This is a genomic window from Providencia sp. PROV032, assembly GCF_028484875.1.
Lineage (GTDB): Bacteria > Pseudomonadota > Gammaproteobacteria > Enterobacterales > Enterobacteriaceae > Providencia > Providencia rettgeri_E.
The window spans coordinates 116,156-136,596 of record NZ_JAMPSX010000002.1 but is presented as its reverse complement, the minus strand read 5'-3'; the positions used below and the strand labels follow the sequence as shown (position 1 = coordinate 136,596).

Genomic DNA, 20,441 nt, shown 5'->3' with positions numbered 1-20,441 from the left:
TCTAGCATTATGGCTTGGTTGCCAAGAGTTAAAGGAGTGAAAAACGAAACAAAAAGGCGGTAACTCGGCGCTTTAGCTAGGAAATTACCGCAATTTGTTTGTTTTTTATGCAAAAGTATTAATGCCACCTTGTCGTAATGCGGTAGTTATTGGTGAAGCAGTTGCATTTGCTTCGCTAATACCAACAGCTCCCATGGATGGATGTGTTGCTTGAATTTGTCCATCTGGTTGGTGGGTACCTTGTTGCGGATTATCTGACTGATGGTTCAAATTATCTTGACCGACAGAGCCCTGAGCAAGGTGGATGCCGCTTTCTTGTAGTGCGCTACGCAAAACTGGCATCATGGATTCCATAGCGGCTCGCACATGACTGTGCGGGGAGACAAAGTGCATCACGGCTTGGTTATCTTCGATACGTAAATGTACATTGAGTGAGCCTAACTCTTCTGGATGCAAACGAATTTGTGCCTGAGATACCCCTTGGCGAGAGAAAAACAGCATATGTTGGCTTAATTGCTGCTGCCACGCTTCGCTGCCTAATTGACTGGCTAAATGCATAGTTGGTGTTGCCGTGGGCGCATTCATTGCAGCGGCCTGTGTGGTCGTTGCCGTTGGCATCATACTAACTGGCATCGTTGTTGTGTGCTGTGAAGATGCGGTGGTAAACGCACCCGTTTCAGTTTGTAGCGTAAATGCACCTTTTGCGGTCTGGTTTAGGGCATCGCTTGATACGTTTTGTAGGTTCAATATGGGCTCTTTATCACTCACTTTTTTATTCAATGGCATAAAATCCGCAGTTAAATTTTTGCCACGTATTTCGCGTTGGTTATCAAGGGGAAAATGAGATTGGTCACGACGCTCTTCTTTTTCATTCTTAATAAATACCCCAAGTTCCGGGCTGTCTTCTTCGCCTGCTAACTGTAGCTGTGAACCTTCAAGGTGTTTGCCATCATCGTCATTAATGATGCCATTGGTATTATCCGTTAAATGCTGCATTTTTTGAGTAAACGCGCCTAACACTGGATGGGATTCAGTTTTGATTGCCGTATTCGCCACCGTTTGCACTTGGCCAGTTAATGACTGTTTTAAGTTATTTAGCCACGCTTGCTCGTTGGCATCTTTGCCTGTCAATAACTCAGTATTAAGTGCAGTTTGCACGCTATCGGCACGCAGGCTACGGCTAAAATTCAGTTGTTCAATCGTGTTTTCAGCATTTTTTTGCCCAACTTGGGTTTGTTCAACCGTTTCTTTACTCGCTATTGCCAGTTTGTTGTCAACAATGTCTTTGTTAAGCGCTTCTTCATTGACTGGTTGATTGGCGACATGTTGTTTTTCAATCGGTTGCTGGTTATCAAGCATGGCTTGGAAGGGAAGCGCAGGGGCTTGATTTTCATCAGTGCGCGATTCATTTTGTTGGGTATTATTGTTTTTAGTTGATGACGCAGTTGGCACATTCAGGGCATTGATATCCATTTATTGAGGTCTCCGTAAAGTCGCTCGCTGAGCAAACTCGTCCATTTGTTTTTGTTCTAAGCGGTTTTGACGTTGGTATTCAGTATGTTCAGCACGTTGAATTAATGTGTCGAACGCATTGACACGCTGTTGTTTTTCTTGCCAATGACGATTAGCTTCACTAACGCGTTGTTCCCATAAATTTAGCTGCTGTTGCTGTTGTTCGATGGTCAGCTCCAATGTGACCAAAAATTGCTGATAATTCTGCCACTTATCCGATTCCATACCCGTATGTAAAGTTTGGTTGAGCTTTTGACGATACTCGGATTGGTAGTTTTCCAACATATTCAGTTGCTGCGCCATTTGTGTATGGGTTTGGCGCACTTGGGCTAACACCTTAGCCGCTTCTTCTGAGGCTTCGACGGCTAAGGTGAGTAATGTTGTTAAGGCATTATTTTTGGCCATTTATCCCCTCGTTATTCGTTGGGAACCACTTGAGTGAGCTGATCACATGCGGTTTGATAGTCACATCGTTCATCAATATCCTGCTGCAAAAACGTCGACATCCGCGGATAATACTGAATTGCCGTATCTAACATAGGGTCACTGCCCATGGCATATGCGCCTACGTTAATTAAGTCTCGGTTACGTTGGTAACTGGAGGTTAACTGTTTGAAACGTTGTATTTTTCGGTAATGCTCTTTAGGAATGAGTTCAGTCATTGCTCGGCTGATGGATGCCTCGATATCAATCGCAGGGTAGTGCCCTGACTCTGCCAAGGAACGTGAAAGGACAATATGGCCATCCAAAATCGCCCGAGCTGAGTCGGCGATCGGGTCTTGTTGGTCATCTCCCTCAGTTAAAACGGTATAGAAGGCTGTAATTGACCCACCATTTTTCCCATTCCCCGCACGCTCAACTAAAGCAGGTAATTTGGCAAAAACAGAAGGTGGATAGCCTTTGGTTGCAGGGGGCTCGCCTACGGCTAACGCAATTTCACGTTGCGCCATACTGTAGCGGGTGAGTGAGTCCATAATCAGCAACACACTTAAGCCTTTATCGCGAAAATACTCTGCGATACGCGTGGCATAAGAGGCGCCTTGCATGCGTAATAGAGGGGACACATCGGCGGGTGCCGCAACGACAACAGCACGTTTTAAGCCATCAGCCCCTAAAATATTTTCAATGAAATCTTTAACTTCACGACCACGTTCACCGATCAACCCAACGACGATAATATCGGCTTGAGTAAAGCGCGCCATCATGCCGAGTAATACACTTTTACCTACACCAGAGCCAGCGAATAGGCCCATACGTTGGCCTCGACCAACCGTCAATAACGCATTGATTGCCCGAACACCGACATCCAATACACTGCTAATAGGCGTTCGTTCCAATGGGTTTATGGGGGGGGTAATTAAAGGGGCGCGTGTTTTTACCTCTAATGGGCCTTTCCCGTCTAATGGGTTGCCTTGGGCATCAAGCACTCTGCCTAATAATTCATTACCAATGGGTAATAAGCGGCTGGTTTGCCCGTCATCTCCGGTTGATTGCGCATAAACACGCGCACCAGGAGCGATCCCCTCGAGGTCAGCTAATGGCATCAGTAGCATTCTTGGGCCGTTAAAACCGACGACTTCACAGACCACCTCGTCTGAGCCGCCATTAATTGAGCGCTCAATAAAGCAAGTTGCCCCTAAAGGCATTTTAATGCCTTCGGCTTCCATCACTAAGCCGGTGATTTTTGTGAGGCGGCCATAACGGCGCACCATCGGGATCCCTTTCATCCGCGACTCTAAATCGTCCAACGAGGCAATCCAGCGTCCCAATCGTGCAGTCATGAAAAGCTCTCCGGTGCATATAAACGGCACAACTCTTGCCAGCGTGTCGCCACAGTCATATCGATTTCACCGTCTTCTGCGACGACTCGGCAACCACCAATATGCAATTTAGGATCTGCTACTAAGCGCCAACCATTTAAGTTGAGCAGGGAACCGAGATGCTGTTCAATCAATTCAAAATGATTTGGGTTGACGTGCAGTTCAGGCTGCCCTGCAAAAATCGGTTTTTGCTGCAGTAAGTGGCTGATTTCTTCCAGCAAAGCGGTGCCATCACAGACGGTAGATTGCCCTAAGACTTGCTTCGCTGCGGTTAAAGCTATCTGCAGCAGCTTTGTGGTCACCACCGTATCAAAGGTATCAAGTGAATAATTAAATTCAGACAGCAATTTTTGCCATGTTTCAATCACGGGTTGTTGCATAGCGAGCGCTTGCTCACGCCCTTGTTCTTCTCCAGCTCGCAAGCCTTGCTCAAAGCCTGCTTGGTAACCTTCTTGCTGGCCTTTTTCATGCCCTTGTTGGAAACCAGTGCGCTGAGCATCTTCTTTAATGTTATCGAGCAAGTTAATTTGCTCTAACACTTCTTTTGGCTCAAGGCACGGGACTTTTGGCGCATCAGGCTCAGGGACATCGCTTAGTGCAGGGATACCTGAGTTGAGGTCCCATTGATTAAGCTCACGCAGTTGCCAAGGCTGCCATTGGTCATTTGGAATTGTTGACTTAGACATAGACATCGTCTCCACCACCTATAGCGATTTCGCCTTTTTCGACTAAACGGCGAACGATAAGCAAAATAGCTTTTTGTTCGTTTTCCACTTGGGACATACGCACAGGAGAGCGCGATTCCAAATCGTCGCGCACGATTTCTGCAGCACGAGCGGCCATATTGTTGAGGAAGTGGTCGCGCAGAGCTTGGTTGCTGCCTTTCAGGGCAATAACCAGTGAGTCTGTCGAAACATCCTGCAAAATACGTTGAATGCTGCGGTTGTCCACCTCGATAAGGTTTTCGAATAGGAACATTTCGTCAATAATGCGTTGAGCCAGTTCACCATCGTAATCACGCATTGCATCGATAACGCTTTCTTCTTGCTGGCTTTTCATCAAGTTGATGATTTCTGCCGCAGTTCTCACGCCACCCATTTTGCTGCGTTTGAGGTTTTGGCCATCCAGTAAGTTGTTCAATACCTCGGTTAATTCCGCTAATGCAGCAGGTTGAACCCCCCCAAAGGTGGCGATACGTAACATAATATCGTTGCGTTGGCGCTCTTCGAATAATTCGAGGACATCCGCTGCAAGGTTGCGTTTTAAGTGAACCAAAATGGTGGCGATAATTTGTGGATGTTCATCACGGATGATATCGGCAACGGTTTGGGGTTCCATATAGTTGAGGCTTTCGATCCCTGAAGTCGTTTCTTGTTTTTCAAAGATATCCTCAAGTAGGCTTGCAGCGCGTTCTTCGCCAAGTGCTTTCACCAATACAGAACGCAGATAGTCATTCGTGTTGATATTGAGAGCCGCGAATTGGATCGCTGACTCTTCAAATTCCGTTAATACTTCTGCCAGTTCGTTATTTGAGATTTGGCGCATGTTTGACACCGCCATACTCAATTGTTGAACTTCTTTAGGATTCAGGTGCTTAAAGACTTCTGCAGCCTGATCTTCACCGAGAGTCATTAACATCACGGCGCTTTTTTCTGTTCCACTTAAACTCATTGGGATTTTCCTAACCACTGACGGATAACCATTGCCACGATTTGTGGGTCTTTTTCTGCCATTTCACGTATGCGTTGGCTTTGGATCTCAGCGCTAACGCGTTGACGAGTCAGGCGACGGCGTGTTTGCTCATCCATTTCTTCATCAATCGCTTCATCAACCACGAGCGGAGTTTTCAGTTGTGTAGCAACAAAAACCTCAGCTTCGGCTTGGGCTTGCTGTGTTTTACGGTATTTAACCCATTGTGGTTTGATACCAAAACGCCACATAAACCAAGCAATAATGGCAATAAGCAGTATTTTTCCGTAATCCAGAAGCTGAGCAATAAATTGTGGGCTTTCAAGTAACGAAGGCATTTCTTCAACTGGGGTTTCATTGGTAAACAATGAATTCGTAATGTTGAGAGAATCCCCACGTGCAGTGGAAAAGCCCATTGCTTCGCGTGTTAATGCTTCAATTTGTTGCAGCATCTCTGGCGGCAATGGCTTCATTTCTGGACCATTTTCACCATCTTGGGAATGGTAATTGACAATAACTGCGACCGAGAGCCTATCGACGACACCAATTTGCCGTTGAGTGTGACTAATTTTGCGATCGACTTCGTAATTTGTGGTTTCATCGCTTTGTGAGTTCGAAACGCTATTACGGTTATTTGCCGTTTGAGCGCCATCTTTATTGTCTTTATTGGTTTCAATTGGTGCATTTGGCGCACTAACGGGTTGATTGGAAAGCGCACCGGGCACTCCACCTGTTCCGCCATTGTTATTTTGCATACTTTGGCTGTTTTGGCGGGAACGAATAGCAGCGCTGTCTGGTGTTTGGTTGGGCTTATATTCCTCTGAAGTTTGCTCAACTTTCGAGAAATCCATTTGTGCGGTGACTTGGGCATGAATATTGGCACGACCGACTAACGGAGACAGAATATCTTCGATGCGTTGTTTGAGATGGGATTCCATCTCTTTGGTCATTTTAATTTGTGCGCTGTTTGCCGATTGCTGGCTATTATCGTTATTGGTGAGTAAGCGACCCGCTTGGTCAACAATAATGACATTACTGGCGGTTAGGCCTGTTACGCTACTCGATACCATATGGACAATGGCGCTGATTTGTCCCTCATCAAGCATTCTTCCCGGTAATAAACCGACCGTCACCGAAGCGGTTGGTAGCTTTTGCTCTCGCACAAATAAGGTCGGTTTAGGAATGGCTAAATGCACCCGAGCACTTTGTACTGGGCTTAGTGATTCAATAGTTCGAGAGAGTTCACCCTCTAATGCGCGTTGGTAGTTGATTTGCTCACTAAATTGGCTGATACCAAATTGTTCTTTATCTAATAATTCAAAACCGGTATTGCCGCCTTTGGGTAAACCTGATTGAGCGAGTTTTAAACGTAATTCATGCACTTTATCTGCAGGAACTAAAATAGCGCTACCATTATCAGCAATTTGATAAGGCACATTCATCTGAGTTAACTGGCCAACAATATCGCCACCATCTTTAGCACTTAAATTGCTAAGAAGCACACGGTAGTCAGGGCTGCGTAACCAGAGGAGAAGGGCGACAATAATTGAAACAGCCGCAGCCGCCGCAATCATTAACGGTATTTTAGGATCAGCTTTAATCCTTTCAACTATAGAGGCAAAACCCTTTTTGGCCTCCCCCGTGTCTTTAGATGCGGCACTCATAAATATTCCCTGCTTGGCAGACTACTAGACGGATGAAAATACTTTTGGTGAAACAATGTTATTTCCCTCTTCGTAACGTCACTTTTTCACTTTGCTATTATTTCTTGTTTTTGAGGGTTCTAATGACGGAATCAGCCTATAAAATTGGTGTTATTTATCGGCTTCAAGTTAAAAAGGGTGTGATAGGGTAAACTGGCCAATATAGGTTAGTGAAAAATTCACAGTAATTAATGAGAAGAGAATCGAATGACAGTTCAAGCGATTGAAGGGGTTATTTCACAATTAAATGTCGTGGCAACCCAAGCCACTAACCCAATTAAACCAGCAATTGAGCCTGTTGGATTTGCGGATCACCTGGTTGCTTCGGTAAATCAAATTAATAAAACGCGTAATGATTCAGCGAAGCAAGTTGAAAACTTTACGTTAGGAAAGCAAGATATTTCCTTGAATGACGTGATGGTTGATATGCAAAAAGCGAGTTTAAGTCTGCAAATGGGAATTCAGGTGCGTAATAAGCTGGTGGCAGCGTATCAAGAAATTATGTCTATGCCAGTGTGATTTAGCTATCAGTTTGAATATGATAAATTGATTGCCTTGCTATTACTCTTTTGGGGAAGTGGTGGGGCATTTTTATTGCCAATAATAATTGGTTCGCATATTGTAATTAGGTACTAAAGTATAGGAAGAACAGTATGAAACAAATTATTGATAAGTGTTTTGTTATGGTTTCATTCGTGATTGTTGGGTTATCATTTGTATTTGCTGGCGGGCTTCCGTTTGAGCCAACTGATAAAAATAGCCAATCATAATTATAATGGATTACAAAACTAGAAAGCTGCGTGATGCGGCTTTTTTGTTATCTTAAATCCTACTTTATATATTGTTATGGGTCATTAACACTCATTTTACCAACGAAATATCGAAATAATAATTTAGAAAGCTGGGAAGTGCTGGTATGATCAATAAGTATTTATACTTATTATTTATGCGAGCAAAAACACAAGCAATCATTATGAAACTAATTACCGCACTATTTTCTCTTTTCTTAATTACAGGCTGTACATTCACACCTTCTTTTGAACCTAATAAATCAACATGGCCTAAACCGCATAAAGATATCCGCTCATCGGAACAAATAAAAGCTGATAGAGAAGCGGTTCGTGAACAACAGCGAGCCGTAATGAGAGGTGAAAGACCGGACTATGGTGTTTTTGATAGGTACTAAACCTGAAAGTGTGCCATTTTCAAACTTTAAAAGGTTCAGATAAACAGCAAGTTATTTGTTTAGTGAACTGAGGTTAAAATAAAATTTGCCATTTAATTATAAGTGTGGCTTAATGTGCTCACTGGTTTGGATGTACAGGCCTATTTATGTTAGTCAGTTTTAAGATGTTCACCATTAAGCGTTATCTCAGATACCTCTTCATTGCGAATTCCTTCTAATTAATTCCCATAAGTACCACAAGAACAAACCGCAACATGCCTTATGGCAATTTTAAAATATTAAAGGAAATTCTATGTCTAATACAATGACTGGTTCAGTAAAATGGTTTAACGATGATAAAGGTTTTGGCTTCATTACACCTGCAGATGGTAGCAAAGATGTATTTGTTCATTTCTCTGCAATCCAAAGCGAAAGCTTCAAAACTTTAGCGGAAGGCCAACAAGTTACATTCACCATTGAAAATGGTGCGAAAGGCCCTGCAGCAGCTAACGTTATCGTTAAATAACGATAAATTAAAAGCTAAGCATTCAAAACCTCGCCAAGTGCGGGGTTTTTTCGTTTTGTTGTGTGCACTTTTCAATAAGTATTAAATTAATATCACTTATAATGGATATCTATATATCAAACAGTGAAACTGTCACCGTTTGATATACATGTAATTTTTACTAGAGAGGTGTTCATGTTTAAGGATGTTGACTATTAAGGGTCATTCAGCTGCTTTTTGTATGGCTTCGCCACCCGCTTCTATGTCTTCACCAACCCCTTTAGTGGTATTACACGCACTTAAAGAGAATACAACCGCTAATGAACAGGCTAAAAAACAAATTTTTTTAATCATATCTTCTTCCTTTCGTTATGTTCAATTACAGGCCATAAGATATTTATTGTTCAAGTATAGCAGATGGATCAGAATGCAATTTTAACTTCACGTAATTTTATGATTTAATAATGCAAATTCCACCAGGCTATCATCCTATTTTATCTCAATTTCCAGTTTTATAATCCAGTGATTCAGTTATTAAAAGTGAATCACATTAATTTTTTTAAAAAATAGGGGTTGTCTATTTTTGATAAAAGAAGGATGCAGAAAAATCCGAATTACACTTTGCAATTGTATTAATGAATGTTGATAAGGTCGATATTTGACCAGTTATATAAGCTTGGTTAATGTAAAATGAAGCTTAATCTCAGAGGATTATCATTTTATTAACAATATTATCATTATTATATTTGTAAATATAAGTAAAGGTACTTAAGGTTCCTATCTGGTTAATTATTAGTTAAATCAAAATGTTATATCTTGCCGTTGAGGAAATTTAATGTAATATCGAATTCGTTTGAAATTCCCTTGGTTTCATTGATTTATTTAAACCGCCATATTGGCGGTTTTTTTTAGCCGTTATCTGATGAGAATTTTTCAAATAACCAAAGTCCACTCCTCTTCATTGCAAAACCAAATAACACCCCGATAAGCAATGATTGAATGGTTACCAACCAAGCACCTTCAGCAGCAAAAATAGTACAGGTACCGACAAACGTACCGGGTATATAAGAAAGCCACTGTTTTTTCGCTTGTATGCACATCAAAAAGGCAACTATACCGGTAACAAAGTACCCTACAAAGTGAGGTAATTGTTGCAGGTAGCCACCGCTATGAAGGATCACTAACCCCCAAAATACGCCGCTACTGACAGTTAATGCGGTAATACCTAAGCCTTTAAGCCCATCTTTGGGGTAAGCAAAATACGCAGTACAGCCTAAAAAGCCGGCCCAGCCGATTAAGCCTAAGCTATCAGCAACCCAAGCCCATACTCCAGAAAGAATGGCGGTTGTTAAAGAAAGACAAAATAGTAATTTCACAATATATACTTTACGTTATGGTTATTTATTAATAATGCCGCTAATGAATGATTATCTGCAGTTCACTTATCAGTGACAAAAACCATCAGTGACAAAATCGAACAGCTACAAAATCAATTCATCATAGAGCGGAGTTGTAACGATTCAGCTATGTTATTATTCAAGGGCCATCTAGGGGTTTTAGGTATTACTAGAGGGGGAACTGATTAATAATATGGTGGTTATCTGTCATTGTCGTGACACTGGGGCTGTATAAAGCAGAGCATTGTATAGAGCCAGCGGAAATCTGGCAATGAGTATACGCTGATTTATATGTTTTAACTTTATCTTATTGATAATGATTAATTATATGTGAATTTCGTGTTAAGCAAATCACTTGAAATTTGAAAATCAATTTGTGAGTGAGTTACTGGTTGATGGTTTTTTTACTTTAATTTAACCACGTCCCCCTGTAGCATAAAGTAAATTGGCGAGTGAGGTGAGAGTATGAAATGGATGATAGCTGGGGCTGCTGCGCTGTTGTTGGTCGGGTGTGATGATACATCGACTGCGCCATTTGGCTTAAACTGGGGTCAAAGTATGGATAGCATCAGCTTTATTAAGGCGGGGGATTGCCAAGTCAGCGGTAGTAAAACGGTTTGCACTTTTGGGCAACAAAAGCCGTTTAATGATTGGAGCTATGAAAACCAACTCACTTTTGATGGCGGTGCACTCATTCAAGTCGCAACCACACTGGTTGGAGTCGAAGATTATGCTTCACCCAAACCCGATTTTGCTAACTTTCAACAAAAGCTAGAAAACGAAATGGGCTATTTGACAAAACTGGGCTTTAACTCGCAAATTGCCAGTGAAGTTCTCACCCAATGCCAGTCTGAAACCAGCTGTAATAAAGTGAGTGAGTCATCGAACACGCGTATTGGTATGTCTAACCTTTGGGTTACTATTAACTCAACACCAATCGCGATTGTGACTTATCAGCAAAATTAATTTTAACTCAGCGCGAGTTAATTTAGATATAGGCCAATTAGGGCGATTAAAAATAGTACCAATATATCATTGGTACTATAGGTTAATGTTATATAAATAATTTATAAGGTTATATGAAAAATAGGCGTTAGAGAGTTACCAACCGAAGGCCACACCCGCTCCGATAACGGCAGCATCTGAATTGTTCCAAGAAACAGAACTGCGTAAGTTGATATTTTCTTTTAATTGATATTGAGCGCCAGCAGCAATTGCTGAGCCATTTTTGTAATTCCCCACGCCAACCCCAGCACTAAAGCGGGTATTTGTTGCGTAAGGGATATTGCTCATTGCAGCAACGGATGCAATACCCGCATTGGCTTCTTGGGCACGCTTATCTATTTTGCTCTCAAGCTGGCTGACCCGATGGTCAAATTTATTTTCTAACTTTGTGAATTTAACTTCGTTCGCTTTTTGTGTTTTTGCTGCATCACTTTTTAGAGTCTTGATTGATGACGTGTTTCCAATGACTTTTTTATCGAGATCCTGAATATTAGTATTTAATTGTTCAGTGACTTGGTCAGCTGCATTTACACCAATTAATGCACCTTGTAAAAACAGTTCCACTTCTTTTAATTTTGAGTCAAATGCATGGTGTTTTTTTTCTCTGTCTTTGTTTATTGATGTAACTTGGTCATTAATTAAATCAGTGTTGTTTTGTATTTTATCAGCGTTAACATTGTAATAAGCAAATATAGAATCATCTATGGTGTCTCGTAATTTTGCTAACTCATTTCGTATATTCGCAGTTTCTGATTTAAGCCTATTGTTATTATTTTTCTTTAACTTCTTAATGTTATTATCGAAATCTGAATTCATTTGGCTAACGTTGTCTTTAATTTCATTAATTTGTCTATTGATGTAAACGATCCTTCTAGTATTATTATGAACACCTTTAGTATTATTGCTAATCCCTTGTGCATTGATATCACTTAATGTTGGCGCGGGCTTTGTCTGTGTAGTGTCGGCTGCTGCATTATAAGTCAAACTGCTGAGTAATATGGCCGCTAAATAACGGACTAATGCTTTCTTTTCCATGTGTTAATTTCCGTATTATTTAAATTATTATCTAAAGAAGAGTGAAGAGGGGATTTGTTTTCTCAACTTATTTATAATAGGGGCATTTCTTTGGCGGGTAAAATCGATTTTTTAAATTATATTTATTCGGGATATTCGTGTTTGATTGGAATAAATACAGTGCTATCTATTTTTTATATGGAATATAGGATTATTTATTTGAATGGATTATAAAATGCAATACTTATTATTTTTTATATATTAATTTAATTTAAAATAATCTCAATGTAGCCTAAATATAATTCGATGATAAAACTGTAAAATACAAAAAAGTAAAATAGTAAAGCGAACAAGTAAAGAAATGCCATCAGAGGGGGGAGCCCAAAATGGCAGGAAGTCGACAAAAGAGCGCTCTTTTTTCTATTTTAGATGTTTTTTTTCCAAATAACGTGTTATTTTTCTGTAAAATTTTATGTGTCTGGTGTTGCATCAGCAGATAGGTTAAGTAGACTAGCGTTAACTCATTGATGTTTAAATAAAATTATCTTTCTGGTTAATAATGCCACTTTTTGCATGTTGTTGATGAAATAGAAAGACGATAATATTTTGTCTGTTCGCCATACTTCACTGGCAGGGCTGTGACGGCAGTTAACGGCGTTAAAACCGTGGTTATTGCATGTCGTCACTGTAGTTTAAAGTATTTTGAATTATTGATATTTGAATAAAAGCAATCGAATTTATAGGGTTTAAATTATGGCAGTAAGAGAAATTATTGAAATTCCAGATGAACGACTGCGCATTAAATGCAGCCCAGTGACAGATTTCGCTGCAGTACAAACCTTAATCGACGATTTGTTAGATACCATGTACAGCACCGATAACGGCATTGGCCTCGCTGCTACGCAAATTGCTGAAACTAAATCCATTATGGTGATTGATATTTCAGAAAACCGTGATGAGCCGATGGTATTTGTTAACCCTGAGATTGTCGAAAGTGAAGGGGAAACCAGCTACCAAGAAGGGTGCTTGTCAGTACCGGAGATCTACGCGGATGTAGAGCGTTTCCTGCGCGTTAAAGTGAAAGCGTTCGATAGACACGGTAAAGCGTTTGAAGTGGATAGCGACGAGTTCTTAGCGATTGTCATGCAACATGAAATCGACCACCTACACGGTAAAGTGTTCCTCGATCACTTATCACCGCTAAAACGTAATATGCTGTTGAAAAAACTGAAAAAGCAGCAACGCTTAAAACAGCAACAGTAGGCTGTGATCCGAAAGGGAAGAGGGTGTCAGGTTTGTTGGCCTGACACTTAAATTCATTCCATGGGGCGAACGACTAACGGGGTGTCTGGCTCATCAAATTGGCCATAGCTATTATTGAGTACCCGTTTTTGGTCTAATTGCTTAATTTCTTTGCTTAAAAAGTTTAAATGCTGTTGTAAATATTCTTTAGTAACACGTTCATTTTCGATAATTTTATGCAGTAACTGAATAAACTCTTCAGTGATGGGCTGCTGTTGTTCGAACGCTTGCGTTAACTCGGTGAGGTTTTCCACCGCAAGGACATATTCTGTCTCTCGGGAGACCAACGTCTCCCATTCCCCGGATTGCGCTAAGGCAACTAAATTTTCACTTAATACTAAGACATTACGGTATATTTCTTGTAAATCGATAGGATTTTTATTGTCCACCTGATTATCTTTCATCCACATTTGCACCGATTTGTTGCCACGCAGAGGCGATATCGGAGAGTAACTGGTAAACTTCTTGGACATAAGCCACGTTGTTTTCGAGGTTGGCGCGAAGTAACTGCATTGTCATGTACTCATACAAACTTGCTAAATTTTCCGCAAGTTCGCCGCCAGCTTCATAATTTAACGACTGCTTTAACCCTGTGTCAATGATGTCGATAGCTTTTGAGATTTCTTTACCTTTTTCCGCCACCTTATCCTGCTGCATAAAAATTTCCCCGCGTTTTAGGGCACTTAGTGCCCCTTTAAACAGGATTTGGATCAGTTGGTATGGGGTCGCGTTGGTGATTTCACTCTCCAAGTCGACCTGCTGATAGGCTTGCTGTGCGTGTCGTTGATACATGTTTTTAACCTAAAAGTATTAGCCTAATAATCGGCCTAATGAATTACTGGTGCTGTTCAGTGACGTCATCATTTTATCGAGGTTTTGGAATTGACGACGGTACATGTCCATGGTGTTTTCGATTTGTTTATTGGTCTGCTCAATGCGTTTGTCTAAGCTTTTCTTTTTCTTTTGGATACCATCGGTGGCGTTGTGCAGGGTACCTTCTTTGCTGTCCAAGGTGTCTTTCAAGTAGTTAAAGTTTTCAGTACCAAAACCGGTTTCTTTACCGTCACCAGCAAAAAACACTTTGACGCTCGATGGGTTTTCTTTGAGGACTTTATCCAACACTTTATTATCAATTTCTAAGGTGCCATCCAGTTTTTGCTTAATCCCCATTTTGCCGAGTGTATCAATTTCACCACTGGCTTGGGGCATACGAACTTGGGTACGTAGGGTGCTCTGGATCATGCGTAAAGTGGAATCACCAATCAGCGGGCCATTGGTTTTATCTGGCGCGGTGCCTTTTTCCGTTGGCGTGTATTTGGTGAGTTCTTTGGCTAATGTTTGGAATTCGTTATAGGCATCCACCCACGCTTTAATTTTACCTTTGGCGGGTTCGATATCTTCAGAAACGATCAGGTGGTCAGCTTTACCGTCTTCGCTTTCTTTTTTCAGCGTTAAGGTTAAACCGGGAAACAGGTCTTTGGCTTCATTGGTTTGTGATTCTAATTTGAAGCCATCAATTTCCAGTAAGGCGGTTTGTGGGGCTACTTTTTGCACCATACCATTATCTGCATCGGTATTTAAGGTAACCACACCTTTATCATCAATAACTGACTCAACATTTAGTATCTTAGCTAGCTCATCATCGCCTTCCACATTGATGCTAATACGGTTTTCACTACCTTCTTTTTTAGAAGTGACGACAAGGTGGTAAATATTGTCTTTGTCTTTAATGACCGATGCAGAAACGCCTTTATCGGTTTTATTGATGGCATCCGCAATTTCTATCAATGAAGTGTGCTCGTTATCCAATTTGATAACGATTTTATCTTTATCTTCTTTTTGTGATGGTTGCGTGATGGTAATGGTTCGCTCAGGTGCACCATTGCCCAGCAATTCTTTATTGCTATTGTTAGGTGTGCCTTTGGTGGCGATAGTTTGCGCTTTTGCTAACTGAGTGACTAACACATCATGTACACCCGCTACCGCTTTACCATCGGTTTTCACGTCAAAGGCTTTATATTCACCATTGACTTTGGTGGTGCTGATATCGCCGTATTTTTTTAAGTCCTCGGCGGCTTTTTTTAGTTTTTCTAAGGACGATTGCATTTTGCCAAAGGCGCTAATTTGTGCATCATAACTGGCTTTTTGGGTGGTTAATGGCTCTAAACGACGGCGCTCCATTGCTTCTAATTGGTCCATTTGTACGTTTAAATCTAAGTTCGACCCGATACCGAGTGTGGATATGCCTGCCATGTTTTCTCCTACGCTATTCTCGTCATCCTTCAAGCTGCAGGGGTGTTGACTTCGTTCAGCTAGCCGAATCACATACTTGTGTATGCTCATCGGTCTATCTTCACTTGTCGCCTACCTGCAACCCGAATGATTTAGAGTCTATGCCTGTGTTATTAACTCTGAAATAAAATTTATTTACAGTCTTATCGGCAAAACGGAGCAAAATTTTAGACTATTCTGAAAAAGAGTGATGGCGAGAGCTGATAAGAGAAAAGTAGGTAATTATCCCTATTGAAATTAAATAATAAGAAAATTAATAAAAATTAATGGGTGCGTTAAAAACGAAAGTGTTAAAAAATAATGGCATTAAAAGCGGGTTGTAAAGCCATTTCCAACCTGACAGATAAAAATTTTCATCAAAAAGCCTAAAGGGGACTTTTTTGTAGCCGATAACCTAGTTGCTGACGAAATTCATCAAGTTAAGCATTTTGGCTTAACACATTAATTTGAATAATAAGGATCACATCATGGCACAAGTTATCAACACTAACATTTTGTCTCTGACTACTCAGAACAACTTAAACCGTTCACAAGGCGTATTAGGTTCTGCAATTGAGCGTTTATCTTCCGGTTCACGCATCAACAGCGCTAAAGATGATGCGGCTGGCCAAGCAATTGCTAACCGTTTTACTGCAAACGTCAAAGGTTTAACTCAAGCTTCACGTAATGCTAACGACGGTATCTCTATCGCACAAACGGCTGAAGGTGCAGTTAACGAAATCAACGATAACTTACAACGTATTCGTGAATTAACAGTTCAAGCGAAAAACAGCACTAACTCAAAAAGCGATGTGACTTCAATCCAAGAAGAAGTGACTGAACGTTTAGCTGAAATTAAACGTATTTCTGACCAAACTCAGTTCAACGGTATCCAAGTTTTAAAAGAAGGTAAAACCATGGATTTCCAAGTTGGTGCTAATGATGGTGAGACTATCTCATTAGAAATGAAAAAAATGGGATTAAAAGAGCTAGAAATTGAAGGTTTTAAAGTACCAGGCGCAGCAGATACTATTCTTAAAGATAGTCCTAAACTGACACCAGCAACAGCAAAAACAGCATTAAAAATTACTGATGCAAATACTGATGTTGCTATCGGCAAAGGCATTGCAGATAACACTAAAGATTTGGAAATTTTTGAAACAGAAAGCGGTTCATTAGTTGCTAAAGACACTGACGGCAAATTTTACAGCGTTAAACAGGATTCTGTCTTAAAAGATACGGCTGACCCAACACAAGGTGCAACAATCACACTGAATGCAGATACTGAAATCAGTGGTCGTGTTGGTACGCAAGCACAAATTGATGCAATGCCTCCAGCTCCAGTTGATGAATCACTGAAAACTTTAGATGATGCGTTAGCTAAAGTTGATACTTACCGTTCTAAGCTGGGTGCGTTCCAAAACCGTATGCAATCAACCATCAACAACCTGAACAACTCTGTTAACAACTTAAGCGCAGCACGTAGCCGTATTCAAGATGCTGACTTCGCTACAGAAGTTTCTAACATGAGCCGTGGTCAGATCCTGCAACAAGCAGGTACTGCTGTGTTAGCACAAGCTAACCAAGTTCCACAAGGTGTTCTGAGCCTGTTACGTTAATTCGTAATTGGTGAGTTATAAAGGCCAACATCGCTGGCCTTAGACTACCGACAAAGCCCTAACTTATTCGTTAGGGCTTTGTTTTAATAAGGCGAGTACCAATAACAAGCTAACCAATAGGTTAAAAGAACCTTCTTGTTATGTTTATTTACGGTGGTTTTGTGGTTTAGGGAACATACCAAGTTTGTCGTTAACTAAGTCAAACACTAAAGCTAATATCTGCTAATCAGTGTTAAATTTTTTCGTCATGCCTTCCGATTTCGGCCCTACAGATTGGTATCCCATTTTTTGATAAAACTCAGGCTTATCCGCAATCATAGAGACGTAAGAACCTTCTAAGACGGCCGAATTTAAATAGCCTTCAATATGCTCCATCACCACTCGTCCTAAACCTTTCCCTTGCCAATTAGGGTCAACCGCAATATCCACAATTTCAAAATTACAGGCACCATCCCCAACCACTCGCCCCATCGCAATTAAAGTCTCACCATCTCGAATCGAAACAGCAAATAAACTATTAGGTAAACCGATTTTCGCCGCAGAGAGTGATTTCATCGATAACCCGGCTTTAATACGTAAATCACAATATTCTTGTGCAGAGGGGGGAAACTTTTCAATTTGGTACATGCTATTTTTTAACCTTATGTTTTTAATCGTTATTAGAGATGGGGGAGCGGTTGAAATACATTTTTTATTTGACGACTTAAGCTAGATAAACGCCGTAGTATTAAAAAACGACCTATTCAAAACCCATTTGTAGTTTATCAAAGATCCTCATTTCACGACAAATGGCACTCTTATATCTTTTGGCGACTCAAGACTAACTACACCATAGTAAATTCATCTTAAATCACCTTATATATCAGTTAGATGATAGCTTGTTTTTACAATTCTCTTTTTACTTAAATAGATAATTAATGTCGGTTCGATCACATTAATTAACTATTCTTGTGATCATCTCAAACTAATTATGGTGTACTAGGTATACAAAATTAACTAGGGGATTACGATGAACGCAAATCTAAAAGGTATTTATTCTGCACTATTAACACCATATCGCAGTGATGAAAGCATTGATGAAGCGTCTTTGCGAAATTTAGTTCAATTTAATATGCGACTTGGGGTTGATGGCCTATATGTGGGGGGATCAACAGGGGAAGCGTTTATTCAATCTGTTGATGAACGTGCTGAAATTCTAGAAATCGTAAAAGACGAATCCGCAGGAAAATTAAAACTTATTGCACATGTCGGGTGTATTAGTACCAAAGAAAGCGAATACTTAGCGAACATTTCATCAAAGCTTAAATATGATGCAGTCTCTGCGGTAACGCCGTTTTATTACCCGTTTGGATTTGATGAAATTGCAGAACACTATAAAAATATTATTAGCTCAGCAAATGGCTTGCAAATGATTATTTATAATATCCCTGCTTTAAGCGGTGTTAAATTAACACGTCAGCAGATCCTAGATTTACTTAATCTAGATAAGGTGGCAGCGATAAAGCAAACATCAGGTGATTTATATCAACTTGAACAAATAAGAAGGGATGCGCCAAATAAAGTTATTTATAACGGCTATGATGAAATATTACTGTCTGGCTTAGTTGCAGGTGCTGATGGCGGGATAGGAAGTACATATAACATCATGGGGGCGAGATATTGTGCAATATTAAAAGCCTTCAAAGAAGGTGACATTACCAGCGCAAAACAACTTCAATCAGACTGCAATGAAGTGATTGATACATTAATTGAAGTGGGTGTTTTTAAAGGATTAAAACAGGTCCTTAAAAATATGGGCGTTATCGAAAACGCGATATGTAGAAAACCATTTAGCCCAATTAACCCAAAGCACCATGAAAAATTAACGTTAATTAGTGATACTCTTTCTAAAGAGCTAAACCTTAAATAATAAATATATTAACAATGAAAGGTGTTGGAAAACACCTTTCTGAGGTTACCTTTTATGTTAAATAAAATAGAACTACCCTGGTATAAGCAATTAACAAAAACACAGTGGAAAGCGTTCTCAGCGGCTTGGATAGGCTATGTGTTAGATGGTTTTGATTTTGTCATTATCACGCTAGTATTAACAGAAGTAATACAAGAGTTTGATTTATCTACAGTACAGGCAGCAAGCCTGATTAGCGCAGCATTTATTTCTCGATGGTTTGGGGGTTTAGCTTTAGGGGCGCTTGGCGATAAGTATGGTAGAAAGATAGCCATGGTCACAAGTATCTGCCTCTTTTCGGTAGGGACATTAGCTTGTGGTTTAGCGCCAAGCTATACGGTACTGTTTATTGCACGGCTTGTCATTGGTTTGGGAATGGCTGGGGAATATAGTTCCAGTGCAACCTATGTCATTGAAAGCTGGCCTCAAAAAATGCGAAATAAAGCCAGTGGCTTTCTTATTTCTGGTTTTGCGGTTGGTGCTGTTGTGGCGGCTCAGGTATATAGCCTCGTTGTTCCTATATATGGTTGGAGAATGCTTTTTTATATTGGTATCTTTCCTATTATATTTGCACTTTGGCTTAGAAAAAACATTCCTGAAACTGAAGATTGGATAAAACACCAAGCGAATAGCGCGAATATGCCAACAATGGTAGGGATCCTCTATAAAGGGAAAAATAAATACATCAATGTTGTATTAACAATTTTAGCGGGTGCTGCACTCTACTATTGTTTTAGTGGGAAGGTTGATTCATCACTTATTATTATTTTATTGGGTATTTTGGTTTCGATTGTTTTTATTAGTTTTATAGTTCAAAGTAACGGAAAGCGATGGCCTACTGGGTTGGGCTTAATACTCGTTGTGCTTTCAGCGTTTTTATATTCTTGGCCTATACAATCGTTATTACCGACTTATTTAAAAACAGACCTTGGGTATACCCCCGCCAGTGTCGCTGATTTACTTTTTTTTAGTGGGTTTGGCGCCGCTATTGGTTGTTGTGTTGCTGGCTTTACCGGTGATAAATTCGGGACGAGAAAGGCATATGTCTATAGTTTATTACTGTCACAGCTCTTTATTATACCGGTGTTTGCTATTGGCGGTGAGAGCTTATGGTCGCTAGGTATTTTAATATTCTTCCAACAATTATTTGGTCAGGGGATTTCAGGTTTATTACCTAAGTTGGTTGGTGGTTATTATGATACGGACCAACGAGCAGCAAACCTGGGCTTTATCTATAATGTTGGGGCGCTCGGTGGTGCATTAGCTCCGATAATAGGCGCATTAATCGCACAAAATCTCAGTATGGGGGTTGCATTAGGATCGCTGTCTTTTGGCCTGACATTCATTACTATTTTGGTTATTGGTTTTGATCTCCCATCGAGATTACAAAAAGCAATTTACCCTGAATATCTCAGAATGAATGATGCGGTTGATGGTAAACCTTTTACTGTAGCAATTAACTACGCTGCAAAATTAGAAAAGAATAAATAA

The 20,441-nt window shown here is 40.4% G+C and carries 21 protein-coding genes; 8 read left to right on the top strand and 13 right to left on the bottom strand.

Features of this window, described 5'->3' with window-relative positions; translation table 11 throughout:
- Positions 1–105 precede the first annotated feature (105 nt).
- Genes PSF42_RS01275 through fliF form a run of 6 tightly spaced genes read right to left on the bottom strand, consistent with a single transcriptional unit; the run spans position 106 to position 6,685 of the window.
- A complete protein-coding gene (locus PSF42_RS01275) occupies positions 106–1,473 on the bottom strand; it encodes a flagellar hook-length control protein FliK (protein WP_272679309.1) in 1,368 nt (455 codons plus the stop codon).
- Positions 1,474–1,917: a flagellar export protein FliJ gene (fliJ, locus tag PSF42_RS01270; protein WP_102139621.1), complete on the bottom strand. Its 444-nt coding sequence runs from the start codon at positions 1,915–1,917 to the stop codon at positions 1,474–1,476.
- A gap of 11 nt (positions 1,918–1,928) precedes the next feature.
- The gene (fliI, locus tag PSF42_RS01265; RefSeq protein WP_102139622.1) at positions 1,929–3,293 is read right to left on the bottom strand and encodes a flagellar protein export ATPase FliI; all 1,365 of its coding nucleotides are present in this window, start codon (positions 3,291–3,293) and stop codon (positions 1,929–1,931) included.
- Positions 3,290–4,018, bottom strand: coding sequence for a flagellar assembly protein FliH (gene fliH, locus PSF42_RS01260; protein ID WP_272679308.1), 729 nt, complete (start codon positions 4,016–4,018; stop codon positions 3,290–3,292). Before fliH ends, fliI begins: the two co-directional genes overlap by 4 nt.
- Entirely contained in the window at positions 4,011–5,003 is a 993-nt protein-coding gene (fliG, locus tag PSF42_RS01255) for a flagellar motor switch protein FliG (RefSeq protein WP_004255600.1), read from the bottom strand. Before fliG ends, fliH begins: the two co-directional genes overlap by 8 nt.
- Positions 5,000–6,685: a flagellar basal-body MS-ring/collar protein FliF gene (gene fliF, locus PSF42_RS01250; RefSeq protein WP_272679307.1), complete on the bottom strand. Its 1,686-nt coding sequence runs from the start codon at positions 6,683–6,685 to the stop codon at positions 5,000–5,002. Before fliF ends, fliG begins: the two co-directional genes overlap by 4 nt.
- A 246-nt stretch (positions 6,686–6,931) precedes the next feature.
- On the opposite strand from fliF, the gene fliE reads away from it, so the two are divergent.
- The 3 genes from fliE to cspE all read left to right on the top strand — a co-directional run bounded on the left by fliE (position 6,932) and on the right by cspE (position 8,415).
- The gene (gene fliE, locus PSF42_RS01245) at positions 6,932–7,243 is read left to right on the top strand and encodes a flagellar hook-basal body complex protein FliE (RefSeq protein WP_102139625.1); all 312 of its coding nucleotides are present in this window, start codon (positions 6,932–6,934) and stop codon (positions 7,241–7,243) included.
- Between the two features lie 454 nt (positions 7,244–7,697).
- Positions 7,698–7,910, top strand: a complete 213-nt coding sequence (locus tag PSF42_RS01240) for an AAA family ATPase (RefSeq protein ID WP_248468195.1) — start codon at positions 7,698–7,700, stop codon at positions 7,908–7,910.
- A gap of 292 nt (positions 7,911–8,202) precedes the next feature.
- The gene (gene cspE, locus PSF42_RS01235) at positions 8,203–8,415 is read left to right on the top strand and encodes a transcription antiterminator/RNA stability regulator CspE (protein WP_102139626.1); all 213 of its coding nucleotides are present in this window, start codon (positions 8,203–8,205) and stop codon (positions 8,413–8,415) included.
- Positions 8,416–8,616: 201 nt separating this feature from the next.
- Here cspE and PSF42_RS01230 read toward each other — a convergent pair whose 3' ends face one another.
- Together PSF42_RS01230 and PSF42_RS01225 are read right to left on the bottom strand one after the other, a co-directional pair.
- The gene (locus PSF42_RS01230) at positions 8,617–8,748 is read right to left on the bottom strand and encodes an entericidin A/B family lipoprotein (protein ID WP_125890826.1); all 132 of its coding nucleotides are present in this window, start codon (positions 8,746–8,748) and stop codon (positions 8,617–8,619) included.
- Positions 8,749–9,302: 554 nt separating this feature from the next.
- Positions 9,303–9,770 (bottom strand): DUF1097 domain-containing protein, encoded by a 468-nt coding sequence (locus tag PSF42_RS01225; protein WP_125890827.1) that lies wholly within the window; start codon positions 9,768–9,770, stop codon positions 9,303–9,305.
- 486 nt (positions 9,771–10,256) lie between these two features.
- Here PSF42_RS01225 and PSF42_RS01220 point away from each other — a divergent pair, with 486 nt between their 5' ends.
- Positions 10,257–10,757 (top strand): hypothetical protein, encoded by a 501-nt coding sequence (locus PSF42_RS01220; protein WP_272679306.1) that lies wholly within the window; start codon positions 10,257–10,259, stop codon positions 10,755–10,757.
- A 135-nt stretch (positions 10,758–10,892) separates the two neighbouring features.
- Here the strand turns inward: PSF42_RS01220 and PSF42_RS01215 are convergent, their stop codons facing one another.
- On the bottom strand, positions 10,893–11,831 hold the full coding sequence (locus PSF42_RS01215; RefSeq protein WP_272679305.1) for a YadA C-terminal domain-containing protein: 939 nt from the start codon (positions 11,829–11,831) through the stop codon (positions 10,893–10,895).
- Between the two features lie 732 nt (positions 11,832–12,563).
- Between PSF42_RS01215 and def the strand changes: the two genes are divergently transcribed.
- Positions 12,564–13,073 (top strand): peptide deformylase, encoded by a 510-nt coding sequence (def, locus tag PSF42_RS01210; RefSeq protein WP_102139319.1) that lies wholly within the window; start codon positions 12,564–12,566, stop codon positions 13,071–13,073.
- 53 nt (positions 13,074–13,126) lie between these two features.
- Here def and fliT read toward each other — a convergent pair whose 3' ends face one another.
- Genes fliT through fliD form a run of 3 tightly spaced genes read right to left on the bottom strand, consistent with a single transcriptional unit; the run spans position 13,127 to position 15,365 of the window.
- Complete coding sequence (fliT, locus tag PSF42_RS01205; RefSeq protein WP_102139318.1) at positions 13,127–13,516, bottom strand: flagellar protein FliT; 390 nt, start codon at positions 13,514–13,516, stop codon at positions 13,127–13,129.
- Positions 13,506–13,904 carry a flagellar export chaperone FliS gene (gene fliS, locus PSF42_RS01200; RefSeq protein ID WP_272679304.1) on the bottom strand — a complete coding sequence of 133 codons (399 nt, stop codon included), beginning with the start codon at positions 13,902–13,904 and terminating at the stop codon, positions 13,506–13,508. The genes fliT and fliS overlap by 11 nt, the downstream gene beginning before the upstream one ends.
- A gap of 18 nt (positions 13,905–13,922) precedes the next feature.
- Complete coding sequence (gene fliD / locus PSF42_RS01195; RefSeq protein ID WP_272679303.1) at positions 13,923–15,365, bottom strand: flagellar filament capping protein FliD; 1,443 nt, start codon at positions 15,363–15,365, stop codon at positions 13,923–13,925.
- Between the two features lie 506 nt (positions 15,366–15,871).
- Here fliD and PSF42_RS01190 point away from each other — a divergent pair.
- Positions 15,872–17,002: a FliC/FljB family flagellin gene (locus tag PSF42_RS01190; RefSeq protein WP_272679302.1), complete on the top strand. Its 1,131-nt coding sequence runs from the start codon at positions 15,872–15,874 to the stop codon at positions 17,000–17,002.
- A gap of 222 nt (positions 17,003–17,224) precedes the next feature.
- Here the strand turns inward: PSF42_RS01190 and PSF42_RS01185 are convergent, their stop codons facing one another.
- Positions 17,225–17,629: a GNAT family N-acetyltransferase gene (locus PSF42_RS01185; RefSeq protein WP_272679301.1), complete on the bottom strand. Its 405-nt coding sequence runs from the start codon at positions 17,627–17,629 to the stop codon at positions 17,225–17,227.
- A 382-nt stretch (positions 17,630–18,011) separates the two neighbouring features.
- On the opposite strand from PSF42_RS01185, the gene PSF42_RS01180 reads away from it, so the two are divergent.
- Both PSF42_RS01180 and PSF42_RS01175 read left to right on the top strand, forming a co-directional pair.
- A complete protein-coding gene (locus tag PSF42_RS01180; RefSeq protein WP_272679300.1) occupies positions 18,012–18,911 on the top strand; it encodes an N-acetylneuraminate lyase in 900 nt (299 codons plus the stop codon).
- A 54-nt stretch (positions 18,912–18,965) separates the two neighbouring features.
- Entirely contained in the window at positions 18,966–20,441 is a 1,476-nt protein-coding gene (locus tag PSF42_RS01175) for an MFS transporter (RefSeq protein ID WP_248468207.1), read from the top strand.